This window comes from Bradyrhizobium sp. SZCCHNR1015 (genome assembly GCF_032489875.1).
Lineage (GTDB): Bacteria > Pseudomonadota > Alphaproteobacteria > Rhizobiales > Xanthobacteraceae > Bradyrhizobium.
Genome location: NZ_JAUEYW010000013.1, coordinates 188,791 through 202,000, shown reverse-complemented (window position 1 = coordinate 202,000; position 13,210 = coordinate 188,791). Strand labels below are relative to the sequence as shown.

The 13,210-nt window shown below is 66.6% G+C and carries 14 protein-coding genes and 1 tRNA gene; 5 read left to right on the top strand and 10 right to left on the bottom strand.

The features are described from left to right. Nucleotides 1–183 precede the first annotated feature (183 nt). Both typA and QX128_RS22800 read left to right on the top strand, forming a co-directional pair. A complete protein-coding gene (gene typA, locus QX128_RS22805; RefSeq protein WP_315800830.1) occupies nucleotides 184–2,010 on the top strand; it encodes a translational GTPase TypA in 1,827 nt (608 codons plus the stop codon). A 166-nt stretch (nucleotides 2,011–2,176) separates the two neighbouring features. Beyond that, nucleotides 2,177–3,421: an NAD(P)/FAD-dependent oxidoreductase gene (locus tag QX128_RS22800; RefSeq protein ID WP_316215453.1), complete on the top strand. Its 1,245-nt coding sequence runs from the start codon at nucleotides 2,177–2,179 to the stop codon at nucleotides 3,419–3,421. Between the two features lie 142 nt (nucleotides 3,422–3,563). Here the strand turns inward: QX128_RS22800 and QX128_RS22795 are convergent, their stop codons facing one another. From QX128_RS22795 to QX128_RS22770, 6 genes are all read right to left on the bottom strand, one after another. Then, the gene (locus tag QX128_RS22795; protein WP_316238583.1) at nucleotides 3,564–4,466 is read right to left on the bottom strand and encodes a LysR family transcriptional regulator; all 903 of its coding nucleotides are present in this window, start codon (nucleotides 4,464–4,466) and stop codon (nucleotides 3,564–3,566) included. A 7-nt stretch (nucleotides 4,467–4,473) separates the two neighbouring features. Next, entirely contained in the window at nucleotides 4,474–5,535 is a 1,062-nt protein-coding gene (locus QX128_RS22790; protein WP_410051952.1) for a YeiH family protein, read from the bottom strand. Nucleotides 5,536–5,668: 133 nt separating this feature from the next. After that, nucleotides 5,669–6,079, bottom strand: a complete 411-nt coding sequence (locus QX128_RS22785; protein WP_316238582.1) for a thiol-disulfide oxidoreductase DCC family protein — start codon at nucleotides 6,077–6,079, stop codon at nucleotides 5,669–5,671. After that, nucleotides 6,079–7,407, bottom strand: a complete 1,329-nt coding sequence (locus tag QX128_RS22780; RefSeq protein ID WP_316238581.1) for an SDR family oxidoreductase — start codon at nucleotides 7,405–7,407, stop codon at nucleotides 6,079–6,081. The genes QX128_RS22785 and QX128_RS22780 overlap by 1 nt, the downstream gene beginning before the upstream one ends. Before the next feature lie 10 nt (nucleotides 7,408–7,417). Continuing rightward, nucleotides 7,418–7,885, bottom strand: coding sequence for a DUF2269 domain-containing protein (locus tag QX128_RS22775; protein WP_316180188.1), 468 nt, complete (start codon nucleotides 7,883–7,885; stop codon nucleotides 7,418–7,420). Nucleotides 7,886–7,894: 9 nt separating this feature from the next. Then, on the bottom strand, nucleotides 7,895–8,800 hold the full coding sequence (locus QX128_RS22770) for an alpha/beta hydrolase family protein (protein WP_316238580.1): 906 nt from the start codon (nucleotides 8,798–8,800) through the stop codon (nucleotides 7,895–7,897). A 240-nt stretch (nucleotides 8,801–9,040) separates the two neighbouring features. Here QX128_RS22770 and QX128_RS22765 point away from each other — a divergent pair, with 240 nt between their 5' ends. Then, complete coding sequence (locus tag QX128_RS22765) at nucleotides 9,041–9,550, top strand: GNAT family N-acetyltransferase (protein ID WP_006611902.1); 510 nt, start codon at nucleotides 9,041–9,043, stop codon at nucleotides 9,548–9,550. A gap of 172 nt (nucleotides 9,551–9,722) precedes the next feature. Further along, nucleotides 9,723–10,259 carry an inorganic diphosphatase gene (gene ppa / locus QX128_RS22760; protein ID WP_011923519.1) on the top strand — a complete coding sequence of 179 codons (537 nt, stop codon included), beginning with the start codon at nucleotides 9,723–9,725 and terminating at the stop codon, nucleotides 10,257–10,259. A gap of 120 nt (nucleotides 10,260–10,379) precedes the next feature. On the opposite strand, the gene folD is transcribed toward ppa, so the two are convergent. The 3 genes from folD to QX128_RS22745 are packed head-to-tail and all read right to left on the bottom strand — an operon-like array spanning nucleotide 10,380 to nucleotide 11,957. After that, entirely contained in the window at nucleotides 10,380–11,264 is an 885-nt protein-coding gene (gene folD / locus QX128_RS22755; RefSeq protein ID WP_315800821.1) for a bifunctional methylenetetrahydrofolate dehydrogenase/methenyltetrahydrofolate cyclohydrolase FolD, read from the bottom strand. A 51-nt stretch (nucleotides 11,265–11,315) separates the two neighbouring features. Beyond that, nucleotides 11,316–11,648: a DUF167 domain-containing protein gene (locus tag QX128_RS22750; protein WP_316238579.1), complete on the bottom strand. Its 333-nt coding sequence runs from the start codon at nucleotides 11,646–11,648 to the stop codon at nucleotides 11,316–11,318. A gap of 18 nt (nucleotides 11,649–11,666) precedes the next feature. Next, nucleotides 11,667–11,957 carry a YggT family protein gene (locus QX128_RS22745; RefSeq protein WP_315716734.1) on the bottom strand — a complete coding sequence of 97 codons (291 nt, stop codon included), beginning with the start codon at nucleotides 11,955–11,957 and terminating at the stop codon, nucleotides 11,667–11,669. Between the two features lie 198 nt (nucleotides 11,958–12,155). Between QX128_RS22745 and QX128_RS22740 the strand changes: the two genes are divergently transcribed. Next, nucleotides 12,156–12,231: transfer RNA gene (locus QX128_RS22740), tRNA-Ala, on the top strand. Nucleotides 12,232–12,365: 134 nt separating this feature from the next. Here the strand turns inward: QX128_RS22740 and QX128_RS22735 are convergent. After that, complete coding sequence (locus QX128_RS22735; protein ID WP_316238618.1) at nucleotides 12,366–13,172, bottom strand: glutamine amidotransferase; 807 nt, start codon at nucleotides 13,170–13,172, stop codon at nucleotides 12,366–12,368. Between the last annotated feature and the right edge of the window lie 38 nt (nucleotides 13,173–13,210).

Sequence of the window (13,210 nt, the reverse complement as noted above, 5' to 3'; positions counted from 1 at the left end):
GCAACGCGCGAGGTCTGCCCGGTCGATTGGCCGGGCTTCCTATTTGGGGCTGCCGGCCCCTGCCGCCGAACGAGTTTCGCGAGCGCGCGTCGCAAAGCTAACAGCTTGATTCGACTATCATAAAGCGCGCGCCCCGCCGGGGACAGAGCACGGGCTCTTGAGAAAGCTTAGAAGACACCGACCATGAACCTCCGTAACATCGCTATCATCGCCCACGTTGACCACGGCAAGACGACCCTGGTCGACAAGCTGCTGCAGCAATCCGGTACCTATCGCGAAAACCAGCGTCAGGTTGAGCGCGCGATGGATTCGAACGATCTGGAGCGCGAGCGCGGCATCACCATTCTGGCCAAGTGCACCTCGGTGCAGTGGAAGGATACCCAGATCAACATCGTCGACACCCCCGGCCACGCCGATTTCGGCGGCGAGGTCGAGCGCATCCTGTCGATGGTCGACGGCGTGATCGTGCTGGTCGATGCCGCCGAAGGCCCGATGCCGCAGACCAAGTTCGTGGTCGGCAAGGCGCTCAAGCTCGGCCTGAAGCCGATCGTCGCCATCAACAAGGTCGACCGGCCCGACGCGCGCATCACCGAAGTCGTCAACGAAGTGTTCGACCTGTTCGCCGCCCTCGACGCCACCGACGAGCAGCTCGATTTTCCGATCCTCTACGGGTCGGGCAAGAACGGCTGGATGGGCACCTCGCCCGATGCCTCGCACGAGGACGGCATGCAGCCGCTGTTCGATCTCGTCATCAAGCATGTGGCGCCGCCGGTGGTCGAAGAGGGCCCGTTCCGGCTGCTCGGCACCATTCTCGAGGCCAACCCCTATCTCGGCCGCATCATCACCGGCCGCATCGCCTCCGGAACCGTGAAGCCGAACCAGGCGGTCAAGGTGCTGTCGCGTGAAGGCAAGCTGATCGAGACCGGCCGCATCACCAAGATCCTGGCGTTCAGGGGTCTCGAGCGCCAGCCGGTGGACTTCGCCGAAGCCGGCGACATCGTCGCCATCGCGGGCCTCACCAAGGGCACCGTGGCCGATACGTTCTGCGATCCGGTCGTCGAGAGCCCGCTGCAGGCGCAGCCGATCGATCCGCCGACCGTGTCGATGTCGTTCATCGTCAACAATTCGCCGCTCGCCGGCACCGAAGGCGACAAGGTCACCAGCCGCCTGATCCGCGACCGCCTGCTGCGCGAGGCCGAGGGCAATGTCGCGCTGCGTGTGGTGGAATCGCAGGACAAGGACGCGATGGAAGTGTCCGGCCGCGGCGAATTGCAACTCGCGATCCTGATCGAGACCATGCGCCGCGAAGGCTTCGAGCTCTCCGTGTCCCGTCCGCGCGTCGTGTTCGAGAAGGACCCGGCCACCGGCCAGACCCTGGAGCCCATCGAGGAAGTCGTGATCGACGTCGACGAGGAGCATTCCGGCGTCGTCGTGCAGAAGATGAGCGAGCGCAAGGCCGAGCTGATCGAGATGCGGCCGTCCGGCGGCAACCGTCTGCGGCTGGTGTTCTACGCGCCGACCCGCGGCCTGATCGGCTATCAGGGTGAGCTGATGACCGACACCAAGGGCACGGCGATCATGAACCGCCTGTTCCACAACTACCTGCCCTACAAGGGTGCGATCCAGGGTCGCCGCAACGGCGTCCTGATCTCGAACGACCAGGGCGAGGCCGTGGCCTACGCGATGTTCAAGCTGGAGGACCGCGGCCCGATGATGATCGAGCCGGGCTGGAAGGTCTACAAGGGCATGATCGTCGGCGAGCACACCCGTGACAACGATCTCGAGATCAACGTCCTCAAGGGCAAGCAGCTCACCAACATCCGCACCACCTCGAAGGATGAGGCCGTCCGTCTGACTCCGCCGATCCGGATGACGCTGGAAAAGGCGCTGGCCTATATCGAGGACGACGAGTTGGTGGAGATCACGCCGAAGTCGATCCGCCTGCGCAAGAAGCACCTCGACCCGAACGAGCGCAAGCGCGCGGAGAAGCAGAAGGAAGCGGTGGCGTAAGGCCAGCCTTTGCTCTTTCCTTCGTCATGGCCGGGCTTGACCCGGCCATCCACGGTCTGGCGCCGTGGAAGCGACGGCGTGGATGCCCGGGCCTTCGCCGCGCCGAAGCGGCTTCGGCCGCGCGGGCGGGTCAAGCCCGGGCATGACGACGGAGTTGGATGAGCCAATGTCCTTTCCACTCTCCACCGACATCGCCATCATCGGGGCCGGCGCGGCCGGCCTCGGCGCCGCGCACGCACTGAAGAACGCGGGCGTCTCCTTCATCGTGCTGGAGGCGCGCGACCGCATCGGCGGGCGAGCCCACACCATCATGGCCTCGCCCGAGGTGACCTTCGATCTCGGCTGCGGCTGGCTGCATTCGGCCGATCGCAATTCGTTCGTCGCCATCGCCGAGAAGCTCGCTTTCGCCATCGACAAGTCACGTCCGCCGTGGCGCGACCAGGCCTATGACGCGGCATTCCCGCAGCCTGAGCGCGAGGATTTCCTTGGCGCGCTGGAGTCGTTCTTCACCCGCACGGCAGATGCCGCCAAGAGCGGCCGCGATGCGCCTGCGAGCATCTGCCTCGAGCCCGGCAATCGCTGGAACGGCATGATCGATGCGATCTGCACCTATCTCAACGGCTGCGAGCTCGAGCAGATGTCGCTGCTCGACTTCGAGGCCTATGAGGACACCGAGCTGAACTGGCGGATCCGCCGCGGCTATGGCGCGCTGGTTGCCGCCTACGGTGCCGGCCTGCCAATCGCGCTGAACTGCGACGTCACGCGGATCGATCACAGCGACAAGCCTATCCGTCTGACGACATCACAGGGCACGCTGACCGCCGACAAGGTGATCGTCACCGTGCCGACCAATCTCATCGCGGACGAGGCGATCCGCTTTACGCCCGGATTGCCGGCCAAGGTCGAAGCCGCCGCCGGTCTGCCGCTCGGCCTCGACAACAAGGTGACGCTGGCGCTCGACGGCTGGGAGCACCTGCCAAAAGATTCCGGGATGCGCGGCCGCAGCAGCACCGCGCGGGTCGGCAGCTTCCAGCTGCGCCCGTTCGGCCAGCCTTGCATCGAAGGCTTCTACGGCGGCAGCTTCGCCCGCGACATCGAAGCGGCCGGCGAGGGCGCGCTCGCGGCCCAGGCGATCGATGACGTCGTCGCGCTGCTCGGCGGCGACATCCGCAAAAGTCTCAAGCCGCTCGCCGAGTCGCGCTGGGGTGCCGATCCGTTCGCGCGCGGCGCCTATTCGCATGCGCTGCCGGGCCATGCCGACAAGCGCGCGGTGCTCGCCGCGCCGGTCGATGACCGCCTGTTCTTCGCTGGGGAAGCGACGCCATCGGACTTCTTCTCCACCGCCCATGGCGCGCGAGACTCGGGCGAGCGGGCGGCGCGGGAAGCGTTGGCATCGTTACGTAAGCCCTAGTCCTTCCTTCGTCATTGCGAGCGCAGCGAAGCAATCCAGGGTCACGCAGGTGGTCGCAGTTCTGGATCGCTTCGCTGCGCTCGCGATGACGGAATTCGTTGATCCAGATTCGATTCTCTCTGTGATTTTCGCGGTTCAGCCGTCACCGATGAGTGTCGACAGCCGCGGTCTCCCCTGCGATTCGCAGGAACTCCCGCGCAGCCTGGGTCTGATGGTGCTCCTTGTGGCGCAGGCTGTAGAAGCGGCGCTTGGGCAGTTCGATATTGGCGACAGCAAGCAGGCCCGCCTTGACCGCGCGCATCACGACGAGGCGCGACAGCACCGTGACGCCGGCGCCGGCTTCGACGGCGCCGCGCACGGCTTCGTTGGACGGCAGATCGAACGCCACGTCGAGCTCGGCTGGCGCGATCCCGAACCCGCCGAGCGCTGATTCGAGCACGGCGCGCGTGCCGGAGCCCTGCTCGCGCAGCACCCAGCGTGCCGTCTTCAGGTCTCTGGTTGTGACAGACGCGCCGCGGCACAGGGGATGATCGATCGGCCCGACCAGCACCATTTCGTCCTCGGCGACCGGCTGGGCCGCGAGCGCGGGATCGTCGACGTCGCCCTCGACGAAGCCGAGATCGGCGGAGCCTTCGCGCACCCGGTCCGCCACCTGCTCCGTATTGCCGATCGACAGTTGCAGCTTGATGGCGGGATGCGCCGTCTTGAAACGGTGAATGAAGGCCGGCAGCCAATAGCCGGCGATGGTCTGGCTCGCGGCCAGCGCCAGCTGCCCCCGCTTCAGGCCGGCGAGATCGTTCAGCACGGTCTCGGCTGCGGCCGCGCGCGCCAGCACCGCCTTTGCTTCGACGAGAAACGCCTTCCCGGTCGCCGTGAGCACGATGCGGCGTCCGACACGATCGAACAGCTTGGTCTCGTAGCGGGCTTCGAGCGCGGCCACGGCCGCCGATGTCGCCGACTGGGTCAGATTGAGGTCGCGGGCCGCCTGGGTGACGTGCTCGCGGGTCGCGACCGCAACGAAAATCCTGAGCTGTTCGAGCGTCACATGCGTCCTATGTGGTCAGCTTCACCAGAGCCAGGCTGAAGCCTGCAATGAACAGGAAGGCGAGCAGGCCCAGCGCCAGCGGCCGCAGGCCCTTTGCCTTGAGCTTGGCGAAATCGGTTTCCAGTCCCATCGCGGCCAGCGCCATCGACAGCAGGAATGTGGTCGCCGTCACGATCACCGTCTTCATCTCGGCGGGAATGCTGATCACGCTGTTGAGGCCGACCAGCGCGATGAAGCCGAACACGAACCAGGGCAGTGGCGGCTGCGCATTGCCCCGGGTCTCGCCGCCATGGCGCACACGCCGCGTTGCCAGCAGGCCGAGCGTGAGCACGACCGGCGCCAGCAGCATCACGCGGGCCAGCTTGGCGATGGTGCCGAACTCGCCGGCCTGCTGGCCCTGCTGAAACGCGGCCGCGACCACCTGGGCGATCTCGTGAATGGAGGCGCCACTCCACAGGCCGAAGGCGTGCGCGTCGAGATGCAGCAGCGCCGGAAGCAGCGGATAGATGAACATCGCGATCGAGCCGAACACCGTGACGCAGGCCACCGCATAGGCGACGTCCTCGTCATGGGCGCGCGTGACCGTGTTGGTCGCGATCACGGCGGACGCGCCGCAGATCGAGGTCCCCGCGGCGATCAGCTCCGCCAGCTTGCGGTTGACGCCGAGCAGCCGTCCCATCCACACCGTGAACAGGAAGGTGCCGGTGAGGCTCAGGGCGATCACGGCGAGACCCCGCGCGCCGACCTCGACGATCTGGGCCGCCGTCAGCTGCAGGCCGAGCAGGATGATCGCCAGCCGCAGGACGCGGCGCATCGAGAAGGCGACGCCGGGCTTTGCCCGCGCCGGGGTGCCGACCACGTTGTGCAGCGCCATCCCTGCCACGATCGCCAGGATCATCGGGCTGAACAGGCCGAGGCCCGGCAGCAGCCGCAGCCCGAAGGCGCCGGCCGCGAGCGCGGCTGACAGCGCGAGCCCGGGCAGCAGCGCCGATGCCGCCGGCGCGTGCGCAGGTCGATGATGAACGGCAATGGGCGCATCGGCGATCAGATCATGCGAAGGGGCAGTCATGGAAATCTCTCCCAAACCAAGTCTGGGGAGAAGAATTTCATGCTGTTATCAATCGATCCAACAGATTATATTGTATGTATCATTCGTTTCAATCGATTAATTGGCTCGCTGCCGCATCTCTCCGCCGACCCGATCACGACTCCAGCACCCGATTGCGCAGCTCGGCATCTGGCACGAAGCAGGATTCGTATTTACCGAAGATGTGGTAGCGGTTGCGCGCGACCACGCTGTAGACCGCATCGCGCAGCGGCTTCGGAATGGCGAGCAGCGCGCGCGTCCAGCTCCAGCCCGGCAGGTTCGACAAGACGGTCAGCGCAGCATCGGATTTCAAATGCGCCGTGCCGCCATGCACGACGGCGTTGGTGTCGGGATCCCGGGGATCGATGCCGAAGGCCTGCGCCAGCCGGGTGCCGTATGGCGACTGGATCGGCGTGAACCGGAAGCGCTTGGCGGCGTCGCGCGCGATCACGAACTGCACCCAGCGGGAGCAGAACACACAGACGCCGTCGTAGAGAATCACGTCGTCGTCGGGCCAGTTGGTCATCAGCGATTGTCCATCATGAGCAGCGCGACCAGCATCAGCACGATCGCCGGTCCCGTCTTCACCAATGCGCCGAGCGGTTCGAGCCAGAGATCAGGCGTCAGCACCGCGCAGCCCGCCATGTAGCCGAGCGAGACGAAGATGCCGGTAGCGAGGCCGAAAGTCGCCGTTTTGCGGAACGCGATCAACACGCCGACCGAGATGTCCATCATGCTGGTGATCGCCGCGAACGGAACGGCGAACCAGTCGGGCCAGCCGCGCGTGGTTAGGATCGCCGTGGTCGCGGGAAACGAGATGAACAGCGCAATCGACCCCGATGCGACCCAGAACAGCACGAGGCTCGCGATGATCAGCGCCTTGATCAGGAACAGCCGCGCGAACCATTTGTCCTGAATGGTGGCGCCATGCGCGCCGACGGCGCGGTCCAGCGTCGCGGGTGTGATGCCGGTTGCCGCGATCCACGGTGCGGGACCGCCTTGCACCCCGCGGCGAAGCTCGGCGATCGCGGTGGTGCGCATCGGCGGCATCCAGCCGAGCCGGCTGCAGAGGTCACCGGCGAAAGCGCCGAGATTGATCAGGGTCGCAGGCACGGCAACGCGTGGCCAATCCATCGTGCCGAAACTGCGACGAAACGCGCCGATGACGTCGCCGAGCGTCACCGCCTCCGGCTGCATCAGGTCCCAGCTCACCGCGCGCGTCGCCTCGTCATCGGTCGGCTGCATCGCGAGCCAGGCGATGGTCGTGGCGATGTCCGCCACCGCCACCGGCTGGAACGGCGTCGCCGCATCCTTCGCCGGCAGGTCGACCGGCAGCGCTGCCAGCGCGCGGACCATCGCGCTGCCGCCATAGGCCGGCGGTGCGATCACGAAGCCCGGGCGCAGGATGGCGTGGGCAATGCCTGAGGATGCAATCAGCCGCTCCGCCTCGCGCTTGGTGGTGGCGAAGGCGGTGTGATCCTCGTCGGCCATGCCGGGGATCGAGATGTGGATGAAGCGCACGCGACGGCCGCAGGCCGTGATCGCCGCGAGCAGGCGCGCGACGAAGTCGCGATGCACGGCAGCGGTATCGCTCCCCGGACCATCCTGCAGCACGCCGAGGCAATTGACGACGACGTCGATCTCGTGAGCGCGGATCAGGCTCGCCAAGGCCGGCGCATCGAGCGCCATGATCGGCAGCTCGATGTCGAACGGCGACGCGCGTTGCGAGGGCGAGAACGCGCGCGCGACACCGACCGTCGTACAGCCACGCTGGCGCAGATCGTCGGTGATGAAGCGTCCGATCAGGCCGGAGGCGCCGAGCACGAGGATGCGGGAGTTGACCGAACGGATCATGCGCCTGTCCTCAGAACGGCTTTGCGATCATCAGCCACAGGATGGCCATGACCGCGCCGAAACCGGGGATGCCACACAGGAACCAGCGGCGGAAGACGATGAAATAGCGCGGCGGCAGCTTCTCGGCGCCGATGTCCGCGAGGCGCGCCAGGTCGCGCAGCTCGATCTGCATGAAGATCACCGGCACCCAGAACAGGCCGGCAACGGCGTAGAGCGCGAGCGAGGTGAGCAGCCAGCCGTCGGTGACGGCCGTCGACGACAGCCACATCAGCGTGCCGCCGGTGATCGGCTGCAGCAGCACGGCCGACAGCGTGAACAGCATGTCGGCGATCACCACGACGCCGGCGGTGCGCGCGATGAACGCGGCCTCGCCGCTGAGATGCGCCATCAGCATGAAGAATGCGATCCCCGTGCCGGTGCCGAGAATGACGATGGCGCCGAGCACGTGGAGATATTTGACCAGGAAATACAGCGTCATCGTGTCCTGCTAGTTCGGCGGCATCGGATGCGTCGACCGACGAGTCGTTGTCAGCGCCTTCAACAAAAAATTCGCCGCCAGTGCCACGCCGTCGTCGTGCTCGATCATCCAATGCCCCTCCGCGCCGGAAGCTGGCAACAGCTTGAAGCCCGCCCGGCCTCCGGCCGAATTGAAGGCCTCCGCGAGCCGACGCGAAAGCGCTGGTGGAAAGTAGCTGTCATTGGTCGCAACCAGCCACGTGACCGGAGCACGCGCGCCGAGTCCGAACACGCGGGCCGTATCGAGCAGGCGCGCCTCTGCACAGACGCGCCCTGGCACGTCGTCGGCATGGCCGCCACGGCCGGGTGCGAACACGATGATTGCCGAGACGATCTGCGGCGGCTGATCGGCGAGTGCCAGTGCGCCCCAGCCGCCGGCCGAATGGCCGATGACGACGGCGCCGCCCTTCGCCGCGAACGGCTGCTCGCGCATGTAGGCGAGCGCGCGCGAAATCTGCGCCGCCGTCGCGCGTCCTGCCTTCTCGTAGTCCGCGTCGGCGCAGCCGCCCTGGTCTTCGACATAGGGACCGCCGGTGCGGCCGTGCCCGAGCCGCTCCGGGACCAGCACGGCATAGCCCCGGCCGACCAGGAGACGCGCCAGCGCCGTGTAGGTGGGCTGCGGCAGCTGTGCCCGCCACAGCGGATTCTGCGTCGAGGCATGCGCGATCACCGCCAGCGGAAACGGTCCATCGCCAGCAGGCCGATAGAGGATCGCATGCGCGGGAATTTCTGGCTCGATCGACGGAATCAGCCATTGCTGCCGGCGCGCCGGCTCGGTTTCGGGCGACGCGGGACCGAACGGCTGTGCCGTTGCGCCGGCTGCTACTGACAGGACGACCAGCGCGAGCAACCATGAGACGCAGCGAAGCAGCACCATTCAGCCGAACGGGAAGATGTTGAGCCCGCGCCACACTAGCCGAGGCCGCGGCCCGTCGGATGCGATTTCTCGTTCGACGTATGAACGCGCGGTGACAGGGCACCGCCGACCCTCAACAATGTTGCGAAATTGTCCCTTTTCGGCACAGCTTTCCGCCACGGTGATGCCGAAAGTCCACAGGTTAACCGATCTTTAACGTGGCACCTTGAAGGCGGACCGCCGACTTGCTTTGATCCACTCATGAGCACAACCCTGATCGAAGTCCGTCCGGCCAAGGCTGCAGATGCGGCTGCGGTGGCGTCAGCCCATGATGAAGCCTGGCGTTCCGCCTACCAGGGGATCATCCCTGGCGCAGAGCTGGAGAAGCTGATCAACCGGCGCGGCCCCCAATGGTGGGACAGCGCGATCCGCAAAGGCAGCCGCGTCAGCGTGCTGGTGTTCAACGACAAGGTCGCAGGCTACGCGAATTACGGCCGCAATCGCGCCCGCAGCCTGCATTTTGACGGCGAAGTCTACGAGCTTTATCTGCGACCGGAATTTCAGGGGCTGGGGTTCGGTCGCCGGCTCTTTCAGTCCGCCAAGCGCGACCTCGCGCAGAGCGGCCTGAAGAGCATGGTGGTGTGGGCGTTGTCCGACAACGATCCCGCCACCGAGTTCTACCGCGCCTTGGGCGGCCGGATGGTCGCGCGGTCGTCGGAGCGCTTCGGGCCGAAGTCGCTCGACAAGGTTGCCTTTGCCTGGACCAACTGAGCCTGGACCGGCTGTGCTCTGGGCGCGTTAAGCGTTAACGCGCCGGTGAATTGAACTGAAAGTGTTGGCTTGAGGTAGCTGTTGCGCAGCCGCGTTTTTTTTGCGACTGCGAATGCCAGCGCTCATTCCTCGGGCGTCCGACCCTGAAACGTTCAAGTTCTACGGAGCATCCATGCGCATCGACGCCATCCCGATCGGGAAAGATCCGCCGCGCGAGGTCAACGTCGTCATCGAAGTGCCGGTCGGCGGCGAGCCGATCAAGTACGAGCTCGACAAGGAAGCCGGCACGCTGTTCGTCGACCGCTTCCTCTATACGGCGATGCGCTATCCCGGCAATTACGGCTTTATCCCGCACACGCTGTCCAATGACGGCGATCCCTGCGACGTGCTGGTCGCCAACACCCGCGCGATCGTGCCGGGCGCGGTGATGAGCGTGCGTCCGGTCGGCGTGCTGCTGATGGAGGACGAGGCCGGCGGCGACGAGAAGATCATCGCGGTGCCGTCCTCGAAGCTGACCCAGCGTTACGACAAGGTCCGCACCTACAGCGACCTGCCGGACATCACGCTGCAGCAGATCCAGCACTTCTACGAGCACTACAAGGATCTCGAGCCCGGCAAATGGGTGAAGGTGCTGCGCTGGGGCAATGCCGACGACGCCCACCAGCTGATCGCCGAGGGCATCGCGCGCGCCAAGGCGGCGAAGAAGTAAAACGATTGACGTCATCCCGGGGCAGCCGCGCAGCGGCTGAACCCGGAATCTCGAGATTCTCAGGTGCGCAACTGCGCACCTCAGCTCGATGCTGCGCATCGCCCCGGAATGACGGTGAGCTCAGACCGCCGGCTTCGGCAGCCCGGCAATGGCGCAGGCGGCGCGCAGCGTGTTCACCAGCAGGCAGGCCACGGTCATCTGGCCGACGCCGCCCGGCACCGGCGTGATCGCGCCGGCGACCTCCGACACCTCTGCATAGGCGACATCGCCGACCAGCCGCGTCTTGCCCTCGGCCGTCGGGATGCGGTTGATGCCGACGTCGATCACGGTCGCGCCCGGCTTGATCCAGTCGCGCTTCACCATCTCCGGGCGGCCGACGGCGGCGTAGACCAGATCGGCGCGCGCGGTCAGCGCCGGCAGGTCGCGCGAACGGGAATGCGCGATGGTCACCGTGGCGTTCTCGTTGAGCAGCAACTGCACCAGCGGACGGCCGACCAGGTTGGAGCGGCCGATCACGATCGCGTTCAGGCCCTCCAGCGAGGCGTGAATGGTCTTGCTGAGGATGATGCAGCCGAGCGGCGTGCATGGCGCCAGCGCCGGCTGCCCGCCGGCGAGGCGGCCGGCATTGTGCGGATGCAGCCCGTCGACGTCCTTCGCCGGATCGATCGCATTGATCACGACCTCGGTCTCCAGCCCCTTCGGCAGCGGCAGCTGCACCAGGATGCCGTGCACGGCGGGATCGCGGTTGAGCTTGCCGATCAAGGCCAGCAGCGCGTCCTGCGACACGTCGGCCGGCAGTCTGTGCTCGAACGAGGCCATGCCGGCCGCCTGGGTCTGGGTGTGCTTGCTGCGGACATAGACCTCGGACGCCGGGTCGTTGCCGACCAGCACCACGGCCAGCCCTGGCGTCAGGCCATGTTCGCGCTTGACCCGCTCGACCTCACGGGCGACTTGCGCGCGCAGATCCGCCGCAATCACTTTTCCATCGATGATGCGCGCCGTCATGTCTGCTCTCTGCCTCGTCGTTCGCCGCTGGTCGCACGAGCGCGGCCCGCTCTAGGATTTCCCGGTCGGCTTATGGGCTGCAATGAGGTCGCGCAAGGCCTGATCGAGCTTGGCGGGATCGCCATCGATGGCAACCTGCTTCAGCCGCGAGGTGGTGCCCGAGGTGATTCGCACCGAGGCCTTGGTGACGCCGATCGCCTTGGCGAGCAGCTCGGTCACCGCGCGATTCGCCTCGCCGCCATCGGCGATGGCCCGGACGCGGACCTTGAGCACGCTGCGGCCGTCGGACAGCGTTTCGACGCCGTCAATCGCGTCCCGGCCGCCGCGCGGCGTGACGCGCAGCGCGACGGTGAGACCGTCACCGGCGGCGCGCCAGGGCTCCATGGCGGGCGGCCAGGCCGATCAGAACACGAAGGGATAGATGTAGTAGGTGATCACGCGCTGGATCAGCATGATGATGAGGATCAGGATGATCGGCGAGATGTCGAGGCCGCCGAGATTGGGCAGCATGCGGCGGATCGGCGCCAGCACCGGCTCGGTGATTCGGTACAGGAACTCGGCCACGGCGGAGACGAACTGATTGCGCGTGTTGACGACGTTGAACGCGATCAGCCACGACAGGATCGCCGAGGCGATCAGCAGCCAGACATAGAGGTCGAGAACGATCAGAACGATGTCGAGAACGGCACGCATGCGGGTCCACTCGGGGGCGAGGTCGCGAATTCGACCTGTGACGTCCGCTAGATATCGGTTCCCCCCGGCGCAAACAAGGGAAGGTGCCCGTCAAGGCTAACGGGCGATGTGACCGTTCTTGACTTGACCTCGGCACCCACTGTAAATGGCGCCCGATCTGCCGGCCGCCTTTTCCCAACATCGAAGCGGTCGTGTTACGGGGCCATAGCTCAGCTGGGAGAGCGCGTCGTTCGCAATGACGAGGTCGGCGGTTCGATCCCGCCTGGCTCCACCACGCTTCGCCCTTCGGGCTACGCGTGGCGCAGCCACGCAAGAGCCCGAAGGGCGAAGCGTGGTGCCCCGGCGAAGCCACTTGGCGAAGCCGGGCTGACACCAGTCACCAGAACTGACTCACCCGAACCGTCGCCACTACTCCGCCGCCTCCGCCATCGCCGCGACCGGCTCGCGTGTCAGCCAGCCGTCCAGAAAATGCGCCAGCCACGCCCGCTCGGCGGCATCGTGGACGGCGCGGCCTTCGAAATGATGGTGGCGCAGGCGGGCGCCGGGCGTGTCCAGCCGGGCATGGCCGCGGGTCGTCCAGCGGCACATCATCGCGTAGGTCACGTCGGGGTGGAACTGCAGCCCGGTGGCGTTCTGGTACTGATAGGCTTGCACCGGAAAATCGCCGCCCTCGGCGAGCAGCTCGGCGCCATCGGGCAGGTCGAAGCCCTCGCGGTGCCAGTGATAGACATGGTCGGGCCAATGCGGGCACAGCTTGCGCCCGGCCCGGGTCGGGCGGATCGGATAATAGCCGATCTCGGCGCGCCCCTGCGGATGCGGCGCCACCTCGGCGCCGAGCTGGATCGCCAGCATCTGCGCGCCCAGGCAGATGCCCAGAAACGGACGCTGCTCCCGCAGCGGCACTTCGATCCAGTCGATCTCGCGGCGGACGAAATCGTCCGGGTCGTTCGCGCTCATCGGACCGCCGAAAATAACGGCACCCGCGTGCCCATCGAGCGTCTCCGGCAGCGGGTCGCCGAACCGCGGCCGGCGGATGTCGAGCGGATAGCCGCGGGCGCGCAGCGCATTGCCGACCCGGCCGGGGCTCGAGGTTTCCTGGTGCAGGATGATGAGGACCGGCCGATGCGGCGTAGCCGCCATGGCCGGCTTCGGATGGAGCTGCCGAACGTCCGCCTGGGGCCCGTTCGGATGGAACGAAGGGTCTTGCCTGAGCATCACCTGGCGATCATAGCTAAGCAAAGGTTAACGGCGCG

Bases quoted from the DNA above. Each gene is read 5' to 3' on its own strand.
- typA (WP_315800830.1), top strand. From the start codon at position 184: ATGAACCTCCGTAACATCGCTATCATCGCCCACGTTGACCACGGCAAG.
- QX128_RS22800 (WP_316215453.1), top strand. From the start codon at position 2,177: ATGTCCTTTCCACTCTCCACCGACATCGCCATCATCGGGGCCGGCGCG.
- QX128_RS22790 (WP_410051952.1), bottom strand. From the start codon at position 5,535: ATGACTGCCCCTTCGCATGATCTGATCGCCGATGCGCCCATTGCCGTT.
- QX128_RS22785 (WP_316238582.1), bottom strand. From the start codon at position 6,079: ATGACCAACTGGCCCGACGACGACGTGATTCTCTACGACGGCGTCTGT.
- QX128_RS22780 (WP_316238581.1), bottom strand. From the start codon at position 7,407: ATGATCCGTTCGGTCAACTCCCGCATCCTCGTGCTCGGCGCCTCCGGC.
- QX128_RS22775 (WP_316180188.1), bottom strand. From the start codon at position 7,885: ATGACGCTGTATTTCCTGGTCAAATATCTCCACGTGCTCGGCGCCATC.
- QX128_RS22770 (WP_316238580.1), bottom strand. From the start codon at position 8,800: ATGGTGCTGCTTCGCTGCGTCTCATGGTTGCTCGCGCTGGTCGTCCTG.
- QX128_RS22765 (WP_006611902.1), top strand. From the start codon at position 9,041: ATGAGCACAACCCTGATCGAAGTCCGTCCGGCCAAGGCTGCAGATGCG.
- ppa (WP_011923519.1), top strand. From the start codon at position 9,723: ATGCGCATCGACGCCATCCCGATCGGGAAAGATCCGCCGCGCGAGGTC.
- folD (WP_315800821.1), bottom strand. From the start codon at position 11,264: ATGACGGCGCGCATCATCGATGGAAAAGTGATTGCGGCGGATCTGCGC.
- QX128_RS22750 (WP_316238579.1), bottom strand. From the start codon at position 11,648: ATGGAGCCCTGGCGCGCCGCCGGTGACGGTCTCACCGTCGCGCTGCGC.
- QX128_RS22745 (WP_315716734.1), bottom strand. From the start codon at position 11,957: ATGCGTGCCGTTCTCGACATCGTTCTGATCGTTCTCGACCTCTATGTC.
- QX128_RS22735 (WP_316238618.1), bottom strand. From the start codon at position 13,172: ATGCTCAGGCAAGACCCTTCGTTCCATCCGAACGGGCCCCAGGCGGAC.